Raw genomic sequence first — 18,061 nt, forward strand, 5'->3', positions numbered from 1 at the left:
AGACTGTTTGTTTCCATTATGCAGGTGCTCCATCAAGCGTCTCACCGATGACTGCTAAACGCTCACGAACTTCTGCTTGTGACAAGTTGTGTTCTTGGACATAACGATTGCGAGGGTGAACCCGGCACTCATGTGAGCAGCCACGGAGGTACTTGTCTTCATTTTCTTCTGAGGTCAAGATCCGACGGTTACAGAAAGGATTTCCACAGTTGACATAGCGTTCACATGGTGTTCCATCAAACCAATCTTTTCCGACAACACTTGGATCGACATGGTTGACATCGACTGCAATCCGTTCGTCAAAGACGTACATTTTCCCATCCCAAAGTTCTCCTTGAACTTCTGGGTCTTTCCCGTAAGTTGCGATACCGCCGTGTAATTGACCAACATCTTTGTATCCTTCACGCACCATCCATCCTGAGAATTTCTCACAACGGACTCCACCAGTACAGTATACGACGACACGCTTGTCCATGAATTTTTCCTTGTTATCACGGACCCATTGTGGCAACTCACGGAAATTGCGGATATCTGGACGAATAGCCCCACGGAAGTGTCCAAGGTCGTACTCGTAGTCATTACGAGTATCAAGGACAACTGTATCTTCGTCTAGAAGGGCTTCTTTAAATTCTTTTGGCGACAAGTAAGCACCTGTTGTTTCAAGAGGATTGATATCGTTATCGAAGTTATCATCCTCTAATCCAAGGTGGACGATCTCTTTCTTATAGCGGACGAACATCTTCTTGAAGGCTTGTTCTTCTTCCTCATCCATCTTGAACCAGAGGTCTTCCATACCTGGAAGGCTGTGTACATAGTCCATGTATTTTTGCGTTGTTTCGTAGTCACCAGAAACAGTTCCGTTGATCCCTTCATCAGCCACTAGGATACGGCCTTTAAGACCGATTGATTTACAGAAGGCCAAGTGGTCGGCTGCAAATTGTTCTGCATTTTCGATGGGAACATATTTATAGTAAAGTAAAACACGAATAGGTTTTGCCATAAGATTCTCTTTTCTAAGATTAAATTATCAGAATTTTTCATTCAACTATACCAGTATACTCTCCACAGAAAACGAATGCAATTTATTTGACTGAAAAATAAAAGCCTGGGGTTCCAGACTTTTTTTACGACGAAAATAAGGTTCCAACTAACTACTCTTCTTTTTCCAACTGATCCAGATAGGCTTCATAGCGTTTTTTCTCTACTTTGGCTAGGAGCATCACAAGGAAATTCATCCCCCATACAATTGGAAGATTCAGTAAAAAGGTAATAGGTAGCACCAGTAAGAATTTTGAATGGAAAGGATTTGAGTGATAGACAGCCTGGTTTAATTGAAAATTTTGAGCCCAGATGAACAAGGAAAGAACAAGGGTTACTGCTACAATTCCCATCACATTTAGATAGCTATAATTGATAAATCTCACACCCAATCGTTGACAACGAACCGAATAATAAAATCCTGAGGCGATGAGTAAGGCTACCACCATGATTGGACTTAACCCCACCTTAGACGTAAAAATGGATCCCACACTAAAAACAGTTAAGGCAAGAAACAGAAAACCAGCCGTCTCAGCTCCAGCCTTATTAGCTAAGCCTTCTTCTCGTTCATCTATGATTTGTTTGTTCAGAAATTGTAATCTCATTGCTTTCTCCTTATTCTTCATCCTCTAACTCTGCCTCTATCTTCTCTTGTTTTTTCCGATTGATAAGAGCAAGTGGTTTTTCAAGCAGATAAGTCAAGATGGCAAAGACGACGATTTCTAATAAAATTTTGACCAGATATTTGAGACTCAAGATAAAGCTCGTTGCCTCTCGCTTTCCAATCACATCCATGGCTATCATCAGCACAGCAAAGACTAGACCTGACCCAAGGCGGCTCAACCAGCTATCTTTTTCTAACATATCTCGAACATCAATCCCTGAACTGATCCTTCTCACAAAGGCATAAGCTCCCATGACAATCAAGAGAATGAGATCTGGAATATAGGCTATTAGGTCCAAATCCAGGATACTAGCTTTCACAAAGGCAGAGACTGCAATAAAGCAGGTCATCCCAAGGACAAGTTCTCCTGCGATTTTTCCATCAAGCAGCATGGTCCGCTCATCTTTTACAATTGGTTCTTTCTTTTGTTTCATTTATTTCCTCTTTCTATTGTTAAAACTGTTATTCCCAGAACAGTTGATCCAGCGTCTTATCCAAGGTCTTACAAATTGCTAGGCAGAGGCTGAGGGTTGGGTTATATTTCCCCGCCTCAATCAGGCCGATGGTCTGACGCGTCACCCCGATGGCATCTGCAAGATCCCCCTGGGTCATATCATGTTCGACCCGGGCCATTTTTAATTTGAGATTTTTCGCCACATGTTTTTCCTTTCTTGTTTTTATAGCTCTATTATACACTATATTTTCTATTTTGCAATATATATATTACATTTTGTAAAAAATATTTTTGATAAACAAAAAAAGCCTGGTTTCCCAGGCTTTCTCTTCTTATTTATAATTAGTCTTTAGACAAACTTCCGTCTTTTGTTTGGGTACGAGCATAGGCAATCAAGAGAAGAGAACCTGCAATAGCTACAACTAAAGCATTGACAGAACCTGCTACAACACCCTGAAGGAAGACCTTGTTGGCACTTTCTTTGTAGATCATCACATCCCCAATCGGAGCAATCAATCCCCAAATAAGCAAGTTGGCAATGACTTGCACAACGTTAAAGACGATCAATTCTTTCTTCGTCACTTCCCCTTTAAGTTCACCGATTTGCTTACGGAAGAAACCAATAAAGAGTCCAAACAAACCACTTGAAATGATCCAAGTCCACCATAGACCACCTGACATAGCATCCTTAATGGCATGACCAATTAAGCCCATTAAGAAACCAACAATTGGTCCAAAAACTACACTGAAGAGGGCCTGAAGGGCATATTGCAACTGAATACTCGTATTCGGTGCAGGTGCCGGAATTGGAATCATCGCAATGACCACAAAGAGGGCTGCTCCAACCCCAATGGCTACAACATCCTTAATTGAAAAAGCTTGTTTTTGTTTCATATTTTATCTCCTATTAATTTTCTATTTTTCTAATTTCGATATGCCAAGAAGCCCCAACTCCTACATTATAGGCCTTGGCAAAGGATCCCTGGTTGATGGCAAGACCAACACGGTAAAGGGAATTGATATAAAGGATTGGCTGTCCAATCCGCACGTCGGCGAAAGACTTGCCGTAGGTTACTTGGTTTTGATAAACCAGCATGTCATTGTTATAGATGGTCACTTCAAAACGTTCCCCAAATTCAGGTGACAAATGATTGAACTCTTCCCGAGTAATGGAAGTCCAAAGAGAACCAAAGCGCACATCTAGGATGTCAACTGCACCTTTAACAAGATTATCCTCAAGAACCGTCTCAACCACTGGGATTTCCACAATATGTTCGACACTGAGTTCTGGTCCGACTTCTTCAAAACTAATATGGCCACTGGCCAACTTAGCTCCTGTATAGGCGTAGACATCACGCCCATGGAAGGTATAAGAAAACTCTGTATTGGCCCGGCGGTTCTTCACTTCTGAAATCTCACGGATAGCAACAATCCCTACATGTTTCTTGATAAAAGAGAGAGTTCCATTATCCGGAGTGACAATGTATTGATTTTTCGCCGTTTTAGCTACGACACTCTTTCGTTTGGAACCGACACCAGGATCGACCACCGAAACAAAGGTTGTCCCTTCTGGCCAGTAATCTACTGTCTGAAAGAGACGGTAACTCCCTTCAAAGATATTGTAGGGGGTAATATCATGAGTTAAGTGGTGAATTTTAAGGGTTGGTGATTCTTCTAAAGCAACCCCAATCATAGCTGATACTGCTCCATCCACCAAACCAAAGTCTGACTGAAGAACTAGTAAATTATTGTGCATCTTTATCTCCTTTTTTGGCCAATAATGGAAGAAGGATGTTCGATAGTCCCCATCCTAATCCAGCACCCAGTATGACCGTGAGGACAAACCAAGTGATGGTCGCTAGATCTGGTGATACCATCACCCGATTGACATAGTCTATCGATTTACCACGATCCAGTAACGACATGCGGTAACTGGCTGGATAGAACCACATCATAAGAATGGGCCCTGTCGTCACAAAGGCAAAAATGACAAAAGACAAGGCATTTCGTAAATTCGAGCGAAAACGACTACTTGAAGCAAGCATCTCCGCAAAACTCCCTGCTATCAAGGCTGGAATAAAGGCACCTGCACCGTGACGCGAAAAGAGGAAGAAGGATCCGATCACGCAGCCAACTAGAAAGATGGCGCCAATTGCTTTGATTCTTTCCAAGTAATAGCGGTAAATAGGACCGCCAATAAGGGCTGAAAAGGCGGGCGCATAAAACATATTTCCTTGGTGATCCACCAGGTTTCCAACTAAGACCCCCAGTCCAATCGCAAGAAAATAGAGGAAGGCGAAGGCTCCAACTTGTTTCATCTGATTACCATTTATTCTATTCATAGGACACCGATCCTAACGGTGGCTAATTTTCTTGGATAGGAAATCGCCCATAAATTGGACCAGAACGATCAGAATGAGAATCAATAAGGTCGCTACAAAGATGACATCATTGTTAAACATGTTTTTCCCGTAGTTAATGGCTAAGGTTCCTAGTCCTCCTGCACCAACGGCACCAGCCATGGCGGTTTCCCCGATCAAGGAAATGATGGTCACGGTTGTTACGCGGATCAAATCTGGAAGCCCTTCACGAAGGTAGACACCGACAATATCCCAGAAGGTTGCCCCACTGGCTTGGGCCGCTTCAATCACGCCTCCATCCAATTCGGACAAGACAACTTGAACTTGGCGGGCAAAGAATGGAAAGACAGCTAGGGACAATGGAACAAGGGCTGCTGTAGGTCCGATGGTATTTTTCAAGAGCAAGTAGGTCAATGGATTAATAAAGGCCAACAAGATAATGAAAGGAATGGCGCGGAACAAGGAAGTAATCTTATCCAAAATTTGGAAAACGATTCTATTTTCGATGACACCACCTGGACGGGTCAAGACTAACAAAAGTCCTGTCACCAAACCTAAAAATCCACCAATAATGAAGGAAATAACGGTCATGTAAAGAGTCAAGTAAATAGCGGTTCCCCATCCATACTGGCCAGACCACCCTAATTTATAGACATTTGGTAAATATGTTTGAATTAACTGGATCATGCTTTTCTCCCATCTTTCACAATAGTCACGGAAACTCCTGCATTTTCTAACTCAGCTTTGGCCGTTTCCAGATTTTGATTTTCACCTGATAAGATGACCACCAATTCTCCAACAGGCGTGTTATCAAGGATCTCGATGTTCCCAAATAAAATATTGGCAGATACTTGGTACTGCTTGTAAATATCATTGATGATGGCTGTATCTGTAACAGAACCTGCATACTTGAGATGCGCCAAAATCGAATCATCAGGCAAATTCTTTACAATCGCTTGTTGATTGATTTTTACCATGGCTTCATCGATTCCTGTTGCAACTGTGATAAAGTCTTGCGTCAAAGCATTTTTCGGATTCGAGAAGATATCTAAAACAGACCCTTCTTCAATCAGTTCGCCATTTTGCATGACAGCTACCCGGTTGGCAATATCTTTGACAATTTGCATCTCATGGGTGATCAAGACAATGGTTAAGCCAAGTTTTTTGTTTAACTCTTGCAACAAAGCTAGAATTTGTTTGGTCGTCTTTGGATCCAAGGCTGAAGTTGACTCATCTGAGATCAAAATTTTTGGATCGTTGGCAAGGGCACGCGCAATCGCTACCCGCTGCTTTTGACCACCAGACAATTGTGCTGGGTAATTCTCTGCACGGTCAGCTAGACCAACCAATTCCAACAATTTCGCCACTTTCTCATTCTTTTGTTCTTTGTTTAATTTAGAATGTTTAAGAGCAAAGGCCACATTTTCTGCGACAGTCATTTGAGCCATCAAGTTGAAGTGTTGGAAAATCATTCCGATATCCCGACGTTTCTCCCGAAGGGCAGCCGGTTTTAGGGTCACCTGATCTTGATAAATCACATCCCCATCCACAGTGATGGTTCCGGCACTAGGCACTTGCAAGAGATTGATCACCCGAACCAAGGTCGATTTTCCGGCTCCGGAATACCCTACAATCCCATAGATATCGCCTTCATTGATCTGAATGGTCACATCTTTGACGGCTTGGATCTGACGTTTCTTTTGCTGGAAGGTCACATCAATGTGGTCCAGCTGAATCATTGCTTTACTCATAACTTGTTATTAACTCCTTTATCAATTCAATATGGGTGTAATAATCGGCGATTTTCACATTTTCGTCGCCCCCATGATCACGGCTATTGGCATTGCCAATTCCAAAGGCTGCCATCGGTACCTGCAAAGCCTCAAAGACCGTATGCATTGGCCCTGTCCCCGCTGTTGTTGGAAGAACAGAAACTCCTTCTCTATAGAAGTCTTTGGCTAGCCGAATGACATTTAAAATCGATGGGGCACTCATATCACTTCGGTAACTCATTTCGCCGAGAGTATAGACCAATTCGACCTGATCATAGCCATTTTTCTTCAATTGCTGCTTGATCTTTTCTAATACATCCTTGGGATCTAGTCCTGGAACCAAGCGCACCTCCATCTTGGCACGTGCCTCTGCCGGAAGAATCGTTTTAACACCTTGTCCTTGGTAACCAGAGCCAAAACCTTCAATATTCAGGGCTGGTTCAAAATAGAAACGGCGCAGGAATTCTTTTCGATCTTCCTTCAAGATTGGGAGGGTTAGACCATAGGTTTCCGCTACATCTTCTGGCCCTTTGTTGGCATATTGGTCGATCAAAGCTAGCTCGCGTTCATTGGGTTCTTGGATCTGATCGTAAATCCCATCCACCAAGATTCGGCCTTCTTTGTCACGAAGACTGGCGATGGCATTTAACAAATACCAAGAAGCAGAGTCCACCACACCGCCATAGCTGGAATGAATATCCACTTCTGCACTCTTCACCACCATATCAAAGGTGACGATCCCTTTGCTACCACCGGAAATTTCCAACTGACCCTGATTATTTCGGGTACCTTGTTCCCAAACTAAGAGGTCTGCCCCACGCAAGTATTTCTTGTGTTTGGCCAAGTATTTATCCAAGTCAGTTGATGCAGACTCCTCTGCCCCTTCGATGATAAAGGTAATATTGACTGGCAAATCGCCACTTTCACGAATGTATTTTCGAAGAGCTGTGAGACGAGCCGTGATATGTCCCTTGTCATCATCAACCCCTCGACCATACATGGTCCCATAATGAACTGATAAGGTAAAAGGGTCTCCCGTCCAAGGTTGGTCTCCATCAGCTGGTACCGTATCATAGTGATTATAAAAAATGATGGTTTTGGCTTCAGGATTTGGCGAGAAAAATTTGGCAATCACAAAAGGTGCTGTATAGCTATCATCCACTTCGACTTTGGCTCCTGCAGCTGTAAAAATTTCCCCCAAATAGTTGGCCACTTCCTTGAGACCTACTTGTTGAGCAAAAATGGATTTTTTTGAAATCAAGGTTCGCAACACTTCAAAATAATGTTGTGCGACCTCATCATTTTCAAATTTACGAATTTGTTCCGCTTCTGTTGCAAAAGGCATACATTCCTCCTAATACACGATAAGAGGTAGAGAATTGCTTCTCCACCTCCTTCATACACTTGAGATCGAATCTTAGAAGACTGGTTGGTCCATTCCTTCTGAAGATTCTTCGATCACTTTCTTCACATTGTCTTTGTGATAGGCTTTGATGATTTCTTTGATGGCTTTTGCTTTATCAGATTTTTCCCAATCTTTCTTAGCAGCGATCAAGTTGTACCATTGTTTTGAGTTGTTGTCTTTCTTTTCAACATAGATAGCTTTTTTGAAATCAACGCCTGCTTCACGAACGAAGGTATTGTTGATGACTGCAGCATCTACTGATGGAAGAGCAGATGGTGTTTGTGAAGCATCCAATTCAGAAATCTTCAAATCTTTTGGATTTTCTTTAATGTTTGACACGTTTGCCAATTGACCATCTTTGGTATCCAATTTAATCAAACCAGCTGATTGCAAGACATACAAGGCACGGCTTTCATTTGTTGGGTCATTTGGTACAGCGATTGTTCCACCTTTAGGAATTTCTTTAATTGAAGTGTATTTGTTTTTACCGTTTTCTGTACCAGAGTAAAGACGGATTGGAGCGATGTAGGTATCTGCTACTGCAACAAGGGCATTGTCGTTTTTAGAGTTCCAGTTATCAAGGAAGTTATAGTGTTGGAAAGCATTGATATCCACGCTACCATCTTTTACAGCCACGTTTGGTTGTGAGTAGTCTGTAAATTGAGTGAATTCCAATTTGATTCCTGTTTTAGCGTCATCCAAGTTCTTTTGAACTTGATCCCAACGAGCTTTTTCAGTGTCGCTCAAAGTCATGACACCTACTTTTACAGTTGTTTCACCATCTTTGCTAGATGATTTTGAAGAACCACATGCTGCAAGAGCAAATGTTGCAATAGCTGCAAGAGCTGTTAAACCAAGAATTTTTTTCAATTTCATTTTGAAGTCTCCTTTAATTAAATATTATTCTTTAATATCTTTTGCTTCTGGTAGATAAACTCCACCAAAGTATTTTTTAGACAGTTTTTCAAGGGTTCCATTGTCATAGAGTTCCTTGATGCGTTTGTTGACAAATTTTTGAAGGTCTTTATCTTCTTTTGCAATAATTGGATACACATAAGGTTGTTGGTCGCTTGGAAGCTCGATAACCTTCAAGTTGTCATAGCCTTGATCACGAATGATAGTATCTACTGAGATCCGTTCGAAGATCTTGTAATCGGTACGACCATCCGCTAGATTAGCCATGATGGTTTGAATGGTTCCATCTGTGTATTGCAAGTCAGTTGGATTATCTGAATGTTTTTTATTGTAATCTTCTAATTGTTTAGCAGTTGATGTTCCTTGAACAACTTCTGTTTTCTTACCACCAATGTCATCCAAAGATTTAATAGAAGAATCTTTTGGTACGACCAATACTAATGGATTGCGAGCATATGGATTTGGATAGAGGTATTTTTCTTCCCGCTCTTTTGAGTAACTAATGTTGTTGGCACCGATTTGGAAACGGTCACTATCTAAGCCAGCGAAGACTGAAGACCACTCTGTTTTGTTAAAGTTTACTTCATATTTGTCTGAACCTTTGAAGATTTCACGCAAAACTTCGATTTCATAACCGGTTAGCTTGCCGTCTTTTTCTTCGTAAGAGAATGGTTTGGTTGTTCCAACAGTACCAACTTCAATGGTTTTCTTCCCACTGGCTGATTTACCAGATGAACATGCTACTAAAGCACTGGTTGCAAGGACTGCAACTAATCCTAAAGCAGAATACTTAATCATTTTTTTTAGATTCATAGGATCTCCTTATTCGTTTCAGGCACATAAAACGCCATTTTAAAAGTATTTTTTAATTTTATCAAAAAAGCATTTACTTGCCCAATATATATTTTTTATGGAGGTGATAGTTTTTCTTTATCACACTTCTTTGGCCTTAAAATATCGCAATAAAGCTTGCGCATTTTCAACATAATAGGGAACCGATACCTCAAAGGCTGCATCATCGATGGTCATGTGATCATGATGGAGGTCTGGCGCATCCGGCTCTCCATTCGAACCGATAAAGGCAAAGACTCCAGGAATTCGCTCTTGGTAAAAGGCGAAGTCTTCTCCAGCAGTAGAAGGATTTGCTGGAATCACTTCAGCCAAACCTTGTGAAGCTTCCCAAACCACCTGCGTCAATTCCTCATCATTAAAGGTAACGGGCGGGGTCACACCCCACTCAAAAGCCACATCTACTTCCAGACTTTCTGCAATGTGTCGAATGATAGAAATAAAATGTGCCTTCAAGTCTCTTTGCACACTCGGATTAAAGGAACGAATGGTTCCTTCAAAATAGCCTGATTTTGGAAGCACATTCCAGGTTGAGCCCACATCCAGGTGCGTAATGGACAAAACAGCTGTTTCAAAGGGAGAAACGGTCCGTGAAATTAATAATTGTACATTCTGAACCATGGTTGTGACGGCCGTTACAGTGTCAACTCCTAAATCTGGTCTCGCAGCATGACTACTAACCCCTGTCACAGTAACCTTGAATTTCTCAACCCCTGCCATCATGGCTCCAGCATTCAAGGCAAGTTGCCCTGCTTTTAGCTGGGGAATATTGTGAAAACCAATAATTCCTTGAACATCCTCCAACAGTCCTGTTGCTAAAACATCAGAAGCACCTTCTGAGATTTCTTCTGCTGGTTGAAAGATCAAGCGTACGGTCCCTTCAAGCTGGTCTTCTTTTTCCTTGAGAAGAGCTGCTGCTCCCAGAAGACTGGTTTGATGAAAATCATGGCCACAGGCATGCATGACGCCTGGATTCTGACTTTGGTAGGGCAGATTCGTTTGTTCCAAAATCGGAAGGGCATCGATATCTGCTCGAAGTGCCACCACCGGTTGGCCGGACCCAATTTCTGCAATCAGACCAGTTTTTAATCTACTCTCTAAAATACGAATCCCCAACTCTTCAAGACGCTCTTTTAGAAAGGCGGTTGTCTGGTATTCTTGACCAGACAATTCTGGGTGTTGGTGGATATAGTGGCGAATCTCTGCTAACTCTTCATAAGAAAAAGACACAAGCCTTCATCTCCTTTCGAACTTAAAATTATTTTATCACTAATAGGTGTTTCCGTCTAATTCCTGTTTCTTGGATTTTGATATAGTTTAAAGCTATAGACAAAAACACTCCTAGATTCATGTCCTAGGAGTGCCAACTTCAGCATTAAGAAAGATTTCCCTCGAATTTTTCCATAAAGCTATCACTATTGTAGGCTTTTTCTACTTCCCATTTGCCATCTTTCTTAACAAAGGTCAACTGGTAGTCGTATCGATCCGGCGTCGTCAAGGGGCGATCTGCAAGAGAAGCCATCATTTCCTCTCTATAGGCTTTGTTTTGAGCCTGGTTCGCTTCGATGATCCCTGGATAGTCTTTTCGATGTTCCTGATAGAAGGTCTGCATGTGGTTTAAGATCGTCTTTTCCATGCTGACCGTCTCAGGATTTAGACTAATGACCACCTTGTCCGGGAGATATTGTTTAACCTTATAGGTTAATTTCGCACGCTTAGCATTTTCTTTTTCATAAGCATCGATAAACTGGGTCACTTCTTCTTCAGGGAATTGGTAATCATGTAGTTTACGAGTAAAATCAGCCGCAAATTTCGCACGGAAATCACTGCGTTCCTTTTTCAAATCGGTTCCCAAAACAAAAGCGTCATCCTTTTTGACCTTTCGTTGGCCACTGAAGTAAACTTGATTGATATATTCATCTGCTAGAATAGTAGAAGCTTCCACCTTGTCCTCATACTGAGAAGAATCCACCGCAAATTTTAAAGGCTTGGATTTTTTATCAGAGCTATAGGTTTTTCGTTCATACTGTACTTCATATTTTTTGCCTTTTTCGATTGGAAAAACGATATAGCCGGTTAATTTTTTATCCTGGGCCAACTGATCACTCTTGAGCAGTTGGAAGGCTTCACTGTGGTCATAAATTCCTGACTGCAATTTGACCTTGTTATTATTCGCATCGTAAATGGTGATATCTGAATCTGACACGTTGATAGATTCTTTGGCAACATTTTTAAATTCCAATTGAAGGGCTAAATAGCTTCCGTCTTCTGAGTCATTGAGGACAGGTGGTTTGATGTATTGCCCTCCTTTTAAACTCACCTCGACTTGACCGTCAGATGCAGAGCTTTTCGCTGCTTTTTCTGTCTTTGCTTGCTGCGAATTTGTCTTTTGAGCACTGATTCCACAAGCCGCTAAACTCAAGGTCGCTACAGCAAATAGGGTCCATTTAAAAATCTTTTTCATCCTCATCTCCTTAAAAAAGTTTTGTTCTATTTTAACATCTTTTTCTAGCGATGTATACGCTATATAGTGATAACTCTCCCTCAGAGGGCGAGGATTACAAAAAGGCCAAGACCTTCGTCTCAACCTTTTAACTAAAATATGATAGGTCTTGATTTTACAAGATGCCTTTTTCTTTTTGAATCATGAAATCCTTGAGGGAAATCAAGAGAACTGCAAGGAGGATCATGGCCATCCCAATCACATCAACCATAAAAAAATGCTCCTTCATAATGACAAAGGCAAAGAAAACTGCCGAAACAGGCTCAAAGGACGCCAGCAAGCTTCCTTTAACGGCTCCTACCAAAGAGGTTCCTTTCAGAAAGGCTGTATAGGCAAAAATCGTCCCAATCACCACCAAGCCAAAAAGGGCCATCCAGGTATCGAGTCTGTAGTTTCCAGAAGAAGAGAGAAGACCACTAAAAGGGAGCATTAGGATTCCTGGAATAGTCATCCCAACTCCAATCACCAGCATGCTTCCCCATTTTTGAATTAAGTTCAGAGGTAGAATGATGTAAAGGGCATAGGCAAATGCTGACACCACTCCCCAAGCCAAACCTTTGGGATTGATGGCCAATTGATTGAGTTGACCATGGGTTGCTATTAAGAATGTGCCACCAATCGCTAGAAGCATCGAAAACACTTCTGCTAGTGTAGGGGCCACCTTATCCATGATACAGGTATAGGCTAAAATTCCCACTGGACAGAGATACTGTAACACCGTAGCAGTCCCAGCATTGGTTTCAGCAATCGCCTCTAAATAGGTCAACTGAGTCAATAACAATCCTAAAAAGGCAAAAATAAGAAGGGGAAGGTAGGAAGATTTATCTTTGGCAAAGGCCAAAAACTTCTCCTTATCTGCAACGTAGGAAAGAAGAATAAGGACAATTCCAGAAAAAAGCAAACGGAGATTTGTTAACTCAATAGCCGAAAATCCATGAACCATTAAATATTGCCCGCTAACTCCGGATAGTCCCCAAGCGATCCCGGCGATCAAGGTCATGAGTGTTCCTTTCATCGTCTTTGACATAGTCCCCTCCTAAATCTGTTCCTTACTTTTATTGTATCATAAAAGGCCGAAACGAAACGTTTCAGCCTCATATATTTCATATAAATTTATTCGCTTATTCAGGTTGAACCAAAATCTTGATTTGAGATTTATCTTGTGTTAATTCAATAAATCCTTCTTCAACGATATTTTCCAATTTAATTTTCTTGGTAACCAATTTTTCAGCAGAGAAGTAGCCTTGTTCCATCAATTCCAATACTTTAGGGAAAATATGACGGTAGGCAATAATTCCTTTGAGAGATTTTTCTTGGATAGCGAATTCATTTGGATTGATGCTCGCTTCACGTTCCCAGATAGATACGACCATACATTCCCCAGCTTTATGAACAGCTGCAAGGGCTTGACCTAAAACAACTGGAACTCCAGTCACTTCATAAGAAACATCTGCTCCACCACCTGTCAAGCGATGGATGGCTTCGACGATTGTTTCTCCTTCTTCTGGGCGAACAACGATTGCTCCCAATTCTTCCGCTTTCGCTTGGCGTTCAGGAGATAATTCAACCGCATAGATTTTTGATGCTCCTGCTGCACGAAGGGCTTCAACAATCAAAAGACCGATTGGACCCAAGCCAAAGATAACGGCTGTATCCCCAGTTTTCAATGCAGATTGACGAACGGCATAAACAGCAACAGCTGCAGGTTCTGTAAGCGCAGCTTGTTCATAGCTCAAGCTATCTGGAATCACATGGACAAGATCACCGTCAAGGACACAATATTCGGCAAAACCACCATCTGCAGCAAGGCCGACAAAGTTCAAGTTTGGATCAAGGTTATAATCACCAATTAAGTTGTGCTCTGCAAGAATTGGTTCGATAGTTACACGATCTCCAACTTTGACACGAGTCACATCACTTCCGACTTCTACAATTTCACCAGAGAATTCATGTCCCAAAGTAACCGGTGCTTTTTGACCAGAATACACATGTTCTTCTGTTGGAATGAAGATCGGACCATCCAAATATTCATGCAAGTCCGTACCACAAATCCCTGTGAACTTAACTGCCACTTTTACTTGATGTGGTTGTACTTCAGGTACTTCCACTTCTTCGATACGAACGTCTTTTGCTGCATGCCAGCGAGCTGCTTTCATAGTAGTCATATGATGATCTCCTTGTTTTCACCTTTTTTGTTTTCTTTTCAGGAAACTTTATATTTAAAATTGTAAACGTTTTCCTTTTGTTTGTCAAGGAAAAACTGAAGATGAAAAAGTGCAGCCCTTTGACTGCTCCTTCTTATTTCTTCTTGATCCGAGAAGATTCCAATCTCCACCCAACAATCCAACCAAGGACTAGGAGATAATTTTCAAGCGCACCGATCCCATTGACCGGCAGATGATAGTGAAAATAACTGAAGAGATGATTAGTACCGATCCCAAGCCCACCTAGGATCAAAGCCAATAGAACCGTTCGAAGATAAAACCAATCGTATTTGAGATTGACAGCAATCAGTATCACAAGGACCGCCACATTCCAAATCCCAATCTCCCGTTGCCAACCGACAGAAATACCATATCCCGAATGACTTCCCATATAGGATGGAAAGAATAGCTGGAAGATAATCGCTCCAGACATGGCGATGATAACCAGGACAAATAAGACTCTTAAAAATTTGTTCATGTAACTCCTCCTAATGTCAGTTGATATGTAATCGTCTTTCCTATTCTAACACAATTTTATGGATAGTAAAAACCAACCTCTCGGCTGGTTTTTTTCTCTATTACTCTTCTTTCAACTTCGCTAATTCTTGAGCAAGTAGTTTAAGAGCTACTTGTGGGTTGGCTTGGCCTTTGGTTGCTTTCATGAGGAAGCCGGTGAAAGCCTTGTCCGCATTCCGTTTACCTGACTTGAAGTCAGCTACGGCTGCTTCATTGTCTGCGAAGACTTGGTGGATGATCGGGATCAAGACTTCAGGGTCTGAAATCTGTACCAATCCAGCTTTTTCGACGTATTCACGCGCACCGCCACCGTTTTTCGCCAAGTGAACGAAGACTTTCTTGGCAATCTTAGATGAAATCGTTCCATCTTCGATGATGGCAATCATTTCGACCAAGTTTTCTGGTGTCAATTGGATTTCTTCTAGTGTCTTACCTTCTGCATTCAAGAATTGTGCGACTTCACCTTGGAGCCAGTTAGACACTTGCTTAGCATCGCCACCAAGAGCTACAGCTGCTTCAAAGAAGTCAGAAGTAACTTTCGTCGCTGTCAATTGGTTGGCATCATAGTCAGACAAGCCAAGTTCTGCCACGTAGCGAGCCCGACGGTCTTTTGGAAACTCTGGCAACTCCGTACGCATTTCCTCGATCCACTCATCTGAGATTTCAAACAATGGAAGGTCTGGTTCTGGGAAGTAACGGTAATCCGCAGCTCCTTCTTTGACACGCATAAGAATCGTGCTCTTGTTAGCTTCATCATAACGACGTGTTTCTTGGCGAATGACACCACCTGAACGCAAGATTTTCGCTTGGCGCTCAACTTCGTATTCAAGACCTTTACGGACGTTTGAGAAAGAGTTCAAGTTTTTCAACTCAGTCTTGGTACCAAATTCCTCTTGACCGTATGGGCGAAGGGAAATGTTGGCATCGACCCGCATCGATCCTTCTTCCATCTTGACGTCTGAAATGCCAGTGTACTGGATGACTTCTTTGAGGGCTGTCAAATAAGCGTAGGCTTCTTCAGGAGAACGCATATCTGCTTCAGATACGATTTCGATCAATGGAACCCCTTGACGGTTAAGGTCTACGTAAGAGAATCCATCTGTTCCGTGGGTGTTCTTACCGGCATCTTCTTCCAAGTGAGCCCGTTCAATCCCAATTTTCTTAGTTGAGCCGTCTTCCAATTGTACTTCAATCCAACCGTTATATCCGATTGGCTCGTCAAATTGCGAAATTTGGTAGGCCTTTGGATTATCAGGGTAGAAATAGTTCTTACGGTCAAAGTGCATATGCTGATGGATATCCATATTCAGCGCCAAAGCAGCCTTGATACCAGCATCCACAACACCCTTGTTCAAGACAGGAAGCACACCTGGAAAAGACCAGTCAATCACATTAGTGTTAGCATTTTGCTCGTTTCCAAAGTGAGCAGAGGTTGGTGAGAAAATTTTTGAGTTTGTATTCAATTCAACGTGGACTTCAAGTCCGATGACTGTTTCAAAGTTCATTAATTGTCACCTCCGAAAATAAGGGGTTGTTGCTTGTGGTAATCCGTCGTAGCTTCAAAGGCAGCTGCAGCTTGGTAGATGGTCTCTTCCGAATACTTCGGACCAATCAACTGCAGACCAACTGGAAGACCTTGAGCAAAACCTGCAGGAATCGAAATCCCTGGAAGACCTGCCAAGTTAACTGGAATGGTCAAGAGGTCCGCCAAGTACATAGCAACCGGATCATGGTTAAGCGAATCCAAATCAAAGGCCACGCTTGGAGCTGTAGGACCAAGGATGAGGTCGTAATCCGCAAAGACTTTTTCGAAGTCTTGGATAATGAGGGTACGAACTTGTCCGGCTTTCTTGTAGTATGCATCGTAGTAACCAGATGACAAACTGAAGGTTCCCAGCATGATCCGACGTTTGACTTCATCACCAAAGCCTTGGCTACGAGTGTTCACGTAGATATCATCCAAGTTCTTAGCATCTTCCGCACGGAAACCATAACGAATCCCGTCAAAACGTTGCAAGTTTGAAGAAGCTTCAGATGAAGCGATGATGTAGTAGACAGCAACCCCGTATTTAGAATGAGGCAGACTGACTTCTTCGACAGTTGCTCCCAATTTTTCAAAGTGCTTAGCTGCATTGAGAATCGTTTCTTTGACTTCTGGGTCAATTCCTTCCCCAAGGTATTCCTTAGGAAGGGCAATCTTCATGCCTTTGATGTCTTGACCAATCTTAGAAGTAAAGTCTGCTACGCGTACTGGCGCTGAAGTTGAATCTTTAGCATCTTCACTGGCAATCACATTAAGCAATTGCGCATTTTCCTTAACGGTTGGTGCAAACGGTCCAATTTGGTCGAGTGAGCTACCAAAGGCAATAAGACCAAAACGTGAAACTGTTCCATAAGTTGGTTTAAGACCGACGATTCCGTTGAAGGCAGCAGGCTGGCGGATAGAACCACCTGTATCTGAACCAAGAGACAAACGGACTTGTCCTGAAGCGACAGAAGTTGCCGAACCACTTGAAGATCCACCAGGCACCTTGCTGTGGTCCCAAGCATTCTTGGTTGGTCCATAGTATGAAGTTTCACCAGATCCACCCATGGCAAATTCATCCATGTTGGTTTTTCCGACAACAATCATACCTTTAGCTTTGGCGTTAGCAACTGCTGTCGCATCAAAGATAGGCTCATAGTTGTAGAGCATTTTTGAAGCCGCAGTCGTCAAGATACCATCTGTTGAGATATTGTCTTTGACAGCGAGTGGAATCCCTGACAGGAGGTTATCTTTATCGATTCCTTTTTCGTCAATAGCATTAGCTTGGGCAAGGGCCGCTTCTTCAGCCACCGTCACAAAGGCATTGACTGCTTCTTCACGCGCCTTGATATCGTCAAGTGTCGCTTGAGTCAATTCTGTTGCTGAAATTTCCTTAGAGACAAGGAGGTCGTGCAACTCTTCAATGGTTTTATGGTTGAATGACATTAGGCATCTCCTCCATCTTCTAGGATAGCTGGCACCTTGATGTAGTAGTTATCTTTTTCAGGTACATTTTTAAACAAGCGGTCACGGTCAGTGCCTTTTTCAGCGACATCCGGACGCAATACGGTCTTACGATCCGCCATGGTTGTTGTTGGGGCTACACCGGTTGTGTCCACTTCTTCCAACAATTCCACCATGTCGACAATTTTAGACAAGGTTGTCGCAAATTCAGCTGTCTCTTCTGGAGAGAATTTCAATTTTGAAAGATTGGCAACGTGGGTTACCTCTTCTTGCGTAATTTTCATCTTGCTTCCTTTCGTGAAATGATGATTTTTCAATACCCTCTATTTTACCATAATTTTAGCTTTTCATGTTGCATTAAAATAAGAAAAAGAGATGAGACTAATTGAGAA

Annotated in this window: 20 protein-coding genes; all 20 read right to left on the reverse strand. The window is 42.2% G+C overall.

Going from position 1 to position 18,061, the window contains the following annotated elements; genetic code table 11:
* Nucleotides 1-16 precede the first annotated feature (16 nt).
* A complete protein-coding gene (gene trhO, locus WKT08_RS03425; protein WP_129299792.1) occupies nt 17-1,000 on the reverse strand; it encodes an oxygen-dependent tRNA uridine(34) hydroxylase TrhO in 984 nt (327 codons plus the stop codon).
* A 151-nt stretch (nt 1,001-1,151) separates the two neighbouring features.
* A complete protein-coding gene (locus WKT08_RS03430) occupies nt 1,152-1,643 on the reverse strand; it encodes a DUF6773 family protein (protein WP_340280022.1) in 492 nt (163 codons plus the stop codon).
* Nucleotides 1,644-1,653: 10 nt separating this feature from the next.
* On the reverse strand, nt 1,654-2,136 hold the full coding sequence (locus WKT08_RS03435) for a DUF6773 family protein (protein WP_340280024.1): 483 nt from the start codon (nt 2,134-2,136) through the stop codon (nt 1,654-1,656).
* 28 nt (nt 2,137-2,164) lie between these two features.
* On the reverse strand, nt 2,165-2,359 hold the full coding sequence (locus WKT08_RS03440; protein WP_003005328.1) for a helix-turn-helix transcriptional regulator: 195 nt from the start codon (nt 2,357-2,359) through the stop codon (nt 2,165-2,167).
* Between the two features lie 139 nt (nt 2,360-2,498).
* Entirely contained in the window at nt 2,499-3,050 is a 552-nt protein-coding gene (locus WKT08_RS03445) for an ECF-type riboflavin transporter substrate-binding protein (RefSeq protein ID WP_340280026.1), read from the reverse strand.
* A gap of 13 nt (nt 3,051-3,063) precedes the next feature.
* Nucleotides 3,064-3,912, reverse strand: a complete 849-nt coding sequence (locus tag WKT08_RS03450; protein WP_340280028.1) for an SAM hydrolase/SAM-dependent halogenase family protein — start codon at nt 3,910-3,912, stop codon at nt 3,064-3,066.
* Entirely contained in the window at nt 3,902-4,498 is a 597-nt protein-coding gene (locus tag WKT08_RS03455) for an MptD family putative ECF transporter S component (protein WP_340280030.1), read from the reverse strand. The genes WKT08_RS03450 and WKT08_RS03455 overlap by 11 nt, the downstream gene beginning before the upstream one ends.
* Nucleotides 4,499-4,510: 12 nt before the next feature.
* The gene (locus tag WKT08_RS03460; RefSeq protein WP_129299796.1) at nt 4,511-5,203 is read right to left on the reverse strand and encodes a methionine ABC transporter permease; all 693 of its coding nucleotides are present in this window, start codon (nt 5,201-5,203) and stop codon (nt 4,511-4,513) included.
* Nucleotides 5,200-6,267, reverse strand: coding sequence for a methionine ABC transporter ATP-binding protein (locus WKT08_RS03465; protein WP_340280034.1), 1,068 nt, complete (start codon nt 6,265-6,267; stop codon nt 5,200-5,202). Before WKT08_RS03465 ends, WKT08_RS03460 begins: the two co-directional genes overlap by 4 nt.
* On the reverse strand, nt 6,260-7,633 hold the full coding sequence (locus WKT08_RS03470) for a M20/M25/M40 family metallo-hydrolase (protein WP_340280036.1): 1,374 nt from the start codon (nt 7,631-7,633) through the stop codon (nt 6,260-6,262). The genes WKT08_RS03465 and WKT08_RS03470 overlap by 8 nt, the downstream gene beginning before the upstream one ends.
* 72 nt (nt 7,634-7,705) lie before the next feature.
* On the reverse strand, nt 7,706-8,569 hold the full coding sequence (locus WKT08_RS03475) for a MetQ/NlpA family ABC transporter substrate-binding protein (RefSeq protein ID WP_003018304.1): 864 nt from the start codon (nt 8,567-8,569) through the stop codon (nt 7,706-7,708).
* 24 nt (nt 8,570-8,593) lie between these two features.
* Nucleotides 8,594-9,421, reverse strand: coding sequence for an amino acid ABC transporter substrate-binding protein (locus WKT08_RS03480; protein ID WP_024056430.1), 828 nt, complete (start codon nt 9,419-9,421; stop codon nt 8,594-8,596).
* A 120-nt stretch (nt 9,422-9,541) separates the two neighbouring features.
* A complete protein-coding gene (locus WKT08_RS03485; RefSeq protein ID WP_118095488.1) occupies nt 9,542-10,687 on the reverse strand; it encodes an amidohydrolase in 1,146 nt (381 codons plus the stop codon).
* A 145-nt stretch (nt 10,688-10,832) separates the two neighbouring features.
* The gene (locus WKT08_RS03490) at nt 10,833-11,921 is read right to left on the reverse strand and encodes a DUF4352 domain-containing protein (protein ID WP_340280039.1); all 1,089 of its coding nucleotides are present in this window, start codon (nt 11,919-11,921) and stop codon (nt 10,833-10,835) included.
* 154 nt (nt 11,922-12,075) lie between these two features.
* Complete coding sequence (locus tag WKT08_RS03495) at nt 12,076-12,987, reverse strand: DMT family transporter (RefSeq protein WP_003013343.1); 912 nt, start codon at nt 12,985-12,987, stop codon at nt 12,076-12,078.
* Nucleotides 12,988-13,081: 94 nt separating this feature from the next.
* Nucleotides 13,082-14,125, reverse strand: a complete 1,044-nt coding sequence (locus WKT08_RS03500) for a 2,3-butanediol dehydrogenase (RefSeq protein WP_340280042.1) — start codon at nt 14,123-14,125, stop codon at nt 13,082-13,084.
* A 133-nt stretch (nt 14,126-14,258) separates the two neighbouring features.
* The gene (locus WKT08_RS03505) at nt 14,259-14,642 is read right to left on the reverse strand and encodes a hypothetical protein (RefSeq protein ID WP_340280044.1); all 384 of its coding nucleotides are present in this window, start codon (nt 14,640-14,642) and stop codon (nt 14,259-14,261) included.
* 100 nt (nt 14,643-14,742) lie between these two features.
* Nucleotides 14,743-16,185: an Asp-tRNA(Asn)/Glu-tRNA(Gln) amidotransferase subunit GatB gene (gatB, locus tag WKT08_RS03510; RefSeq protein WP_003005611.1), complete on the reverse strand. Its 1,443-nt coding sequence runs from the start codon at nt 16,183-16,185 to the stop codon at nt 14,743-14,745.
* A complete protein-coding gene (gene gatA / locus WKT08_RS03515; protein ID WP_340280047.1) occupies nt 16,185-17,651 on the reverse strand; it encodes an Asp-tRNA(Asn)/Glu-tRNA(Gln) amidotransferase subunit GatA in 1,467 nt (488 codons plus the stop codon). The genes gatB and gatA overlap by 1 nt, the downstream gene beginning before the upstream one ends.
* Nucleotides 17,651-17,953 (reverse strand): Asp-tRNA(Asn)/Glu-tRNA(Gln) amidotransferase subunit GatC, encoded by a 303-nt coding sequence (gene gatC / locus WKT08_RS03520; RefSeq protein WP_002884769.1) that lies wholly within the window; start codon nt 17,951-17,953, stop codon nt 17,651-17,653. Before gatC ends, gatA begins: the two co-directional genes overlap by 1 nt.
* Between the last annotated feature and the right edge of the window lie 108 nt (nt 17,954-18,061).

The sequence above is a fragment of the Streptococcus sp. HCA-5024 genome (assembly GCF_037890265.1).
GTDB classification, from domain to species: Bacteria; Bacillota; Bacilli; order Lactobacillales; family Streptococcaceae; genus Streptococcus; species Streptococcus lingualis.

Bases quoted from the DNA above. Each gene is read 5' to 3' on its own strand.
- WKT08_RS03475 (WP_003018304.1), bottom strand. From the start codon at position 8,569: ATGAAATTGAAAAAAATTCTTGGTTTAACAGCTCTTGCAGCTATTGCA.
- WKT08_RS03430 (WP_340280022.1), bottom strand. From the start codon at position 1,643: ATGAGATTACAATTTCTGAACAAACAAATCATAGATGAACGAGAAGAA.
- WKT08_RS03460 (WP_129299796.1), bottom strand. From the start codon at position 5,203: ATGATCCAGTTAATTCAAACATATTTACCAAATGTCTATAAATTAGGG.
- WKT08_RS03500 (WP_340280042.1), bottom strand. From the start codon at position 14,125: ATGACTACTATGAAAGCAGCTCGCTGGCATGCAGCAAAAGACGTTCGT.
- WKT08_RS03490 (WP_340280039.1), bottom strand. From the start codon at position 11,921: ATGAAAAAGATTTTTAAATGGACCCTATTTGCTGTAGCGACCTTGAGT.
- WKT08_RS03495 (WP_003013343.1), bottom strand. From the start codon at position 12,987: ATGTCAAAGACGATGAAAGGAACACTCATGACCTTGATCGCCGGGATC.
- WKT08_RS03470 (WP_340280036.1), bottom strand. From the start codon at position 7,633: ATGCCTTTTGCAACAGAAGCGGAACAAATTCGTAAATTTGAAAATGAT.
- WKT08_RS03445 (WP_340280026.1), bottom strand. From the start codon at position 3,050: ATGAAACAAAAACAAGCTTTTTCAATTAAGGATGTTGTAGCCATTGGG.
- WKT08_RS03455 (WP_340280030.1), bottom strand. From the start codon at position 4,498: ATGAATAGAATAAATGGTAATCAGATGAAACAAGTTGGAGCCTTCGCC.
- gatA (WP_340280047.1), bottom strand. From the start codon at position 17,651: ATGTCATTCAACCATAAAACCATTGAAGAGTTGCACGACCTCCTTGTC.
- gatC (WP_002884769.1), bottom strand. From the start codon at position 17,953: ATGAAAATTACGCAAGAAGAGGTAACCCACGTTGCCAATCTTTCAAAA.
- WKT08_RS03505 (WP_340280044.1), bottom strand. From the start codon at position 14,642: ATGAACAAATTTTTAAGAGTCTTATTTGTCCTGGTTATCATCGCCATG.
- WKT08_RS03465 (WP_340280034.1), bottom strand. From the start codon at position 6,267: ATGAGTAAAGCAATGATTCAGCTGGACCACATTGATGTGACCTTCCAG.
- gatB (WP_003005611.1), bottom strand. From the start codon at position 16,185: ATGAACTTTGAAACAGTCATCGGACTTGAAGTCCACGTTGAATTGAAT.
- WKT08_RS03450 (WP_340280028.1), bottom strand. From the start codon at position 3,912: ATGCACAATAATTTACTAGTTCTTCAGTCAGACTTTGGTTTGGTGGAT.
- trhO (WP_129299792.1), bottom strand. From the start codon at position 1,000: ATGGCAAAACCTATTCGTGTTTTACTTTACTATAAATATGTTCCCATC.
- WKT08_RS03480 (WP_024056430.1), bottom strand. From the start codon at position 9,421: ATGAATCTAAAAAAAATGATTAAGTATTCTGCTTTAGGATTAGTTGCA.
- WKT08_RS03435 (WP_340280024.1), bottom strand. From the start codon at position 2,136: ATGAAACAAAAGAAAGAACCAATTGTAAAAGATGAGCGGACCATGCTG.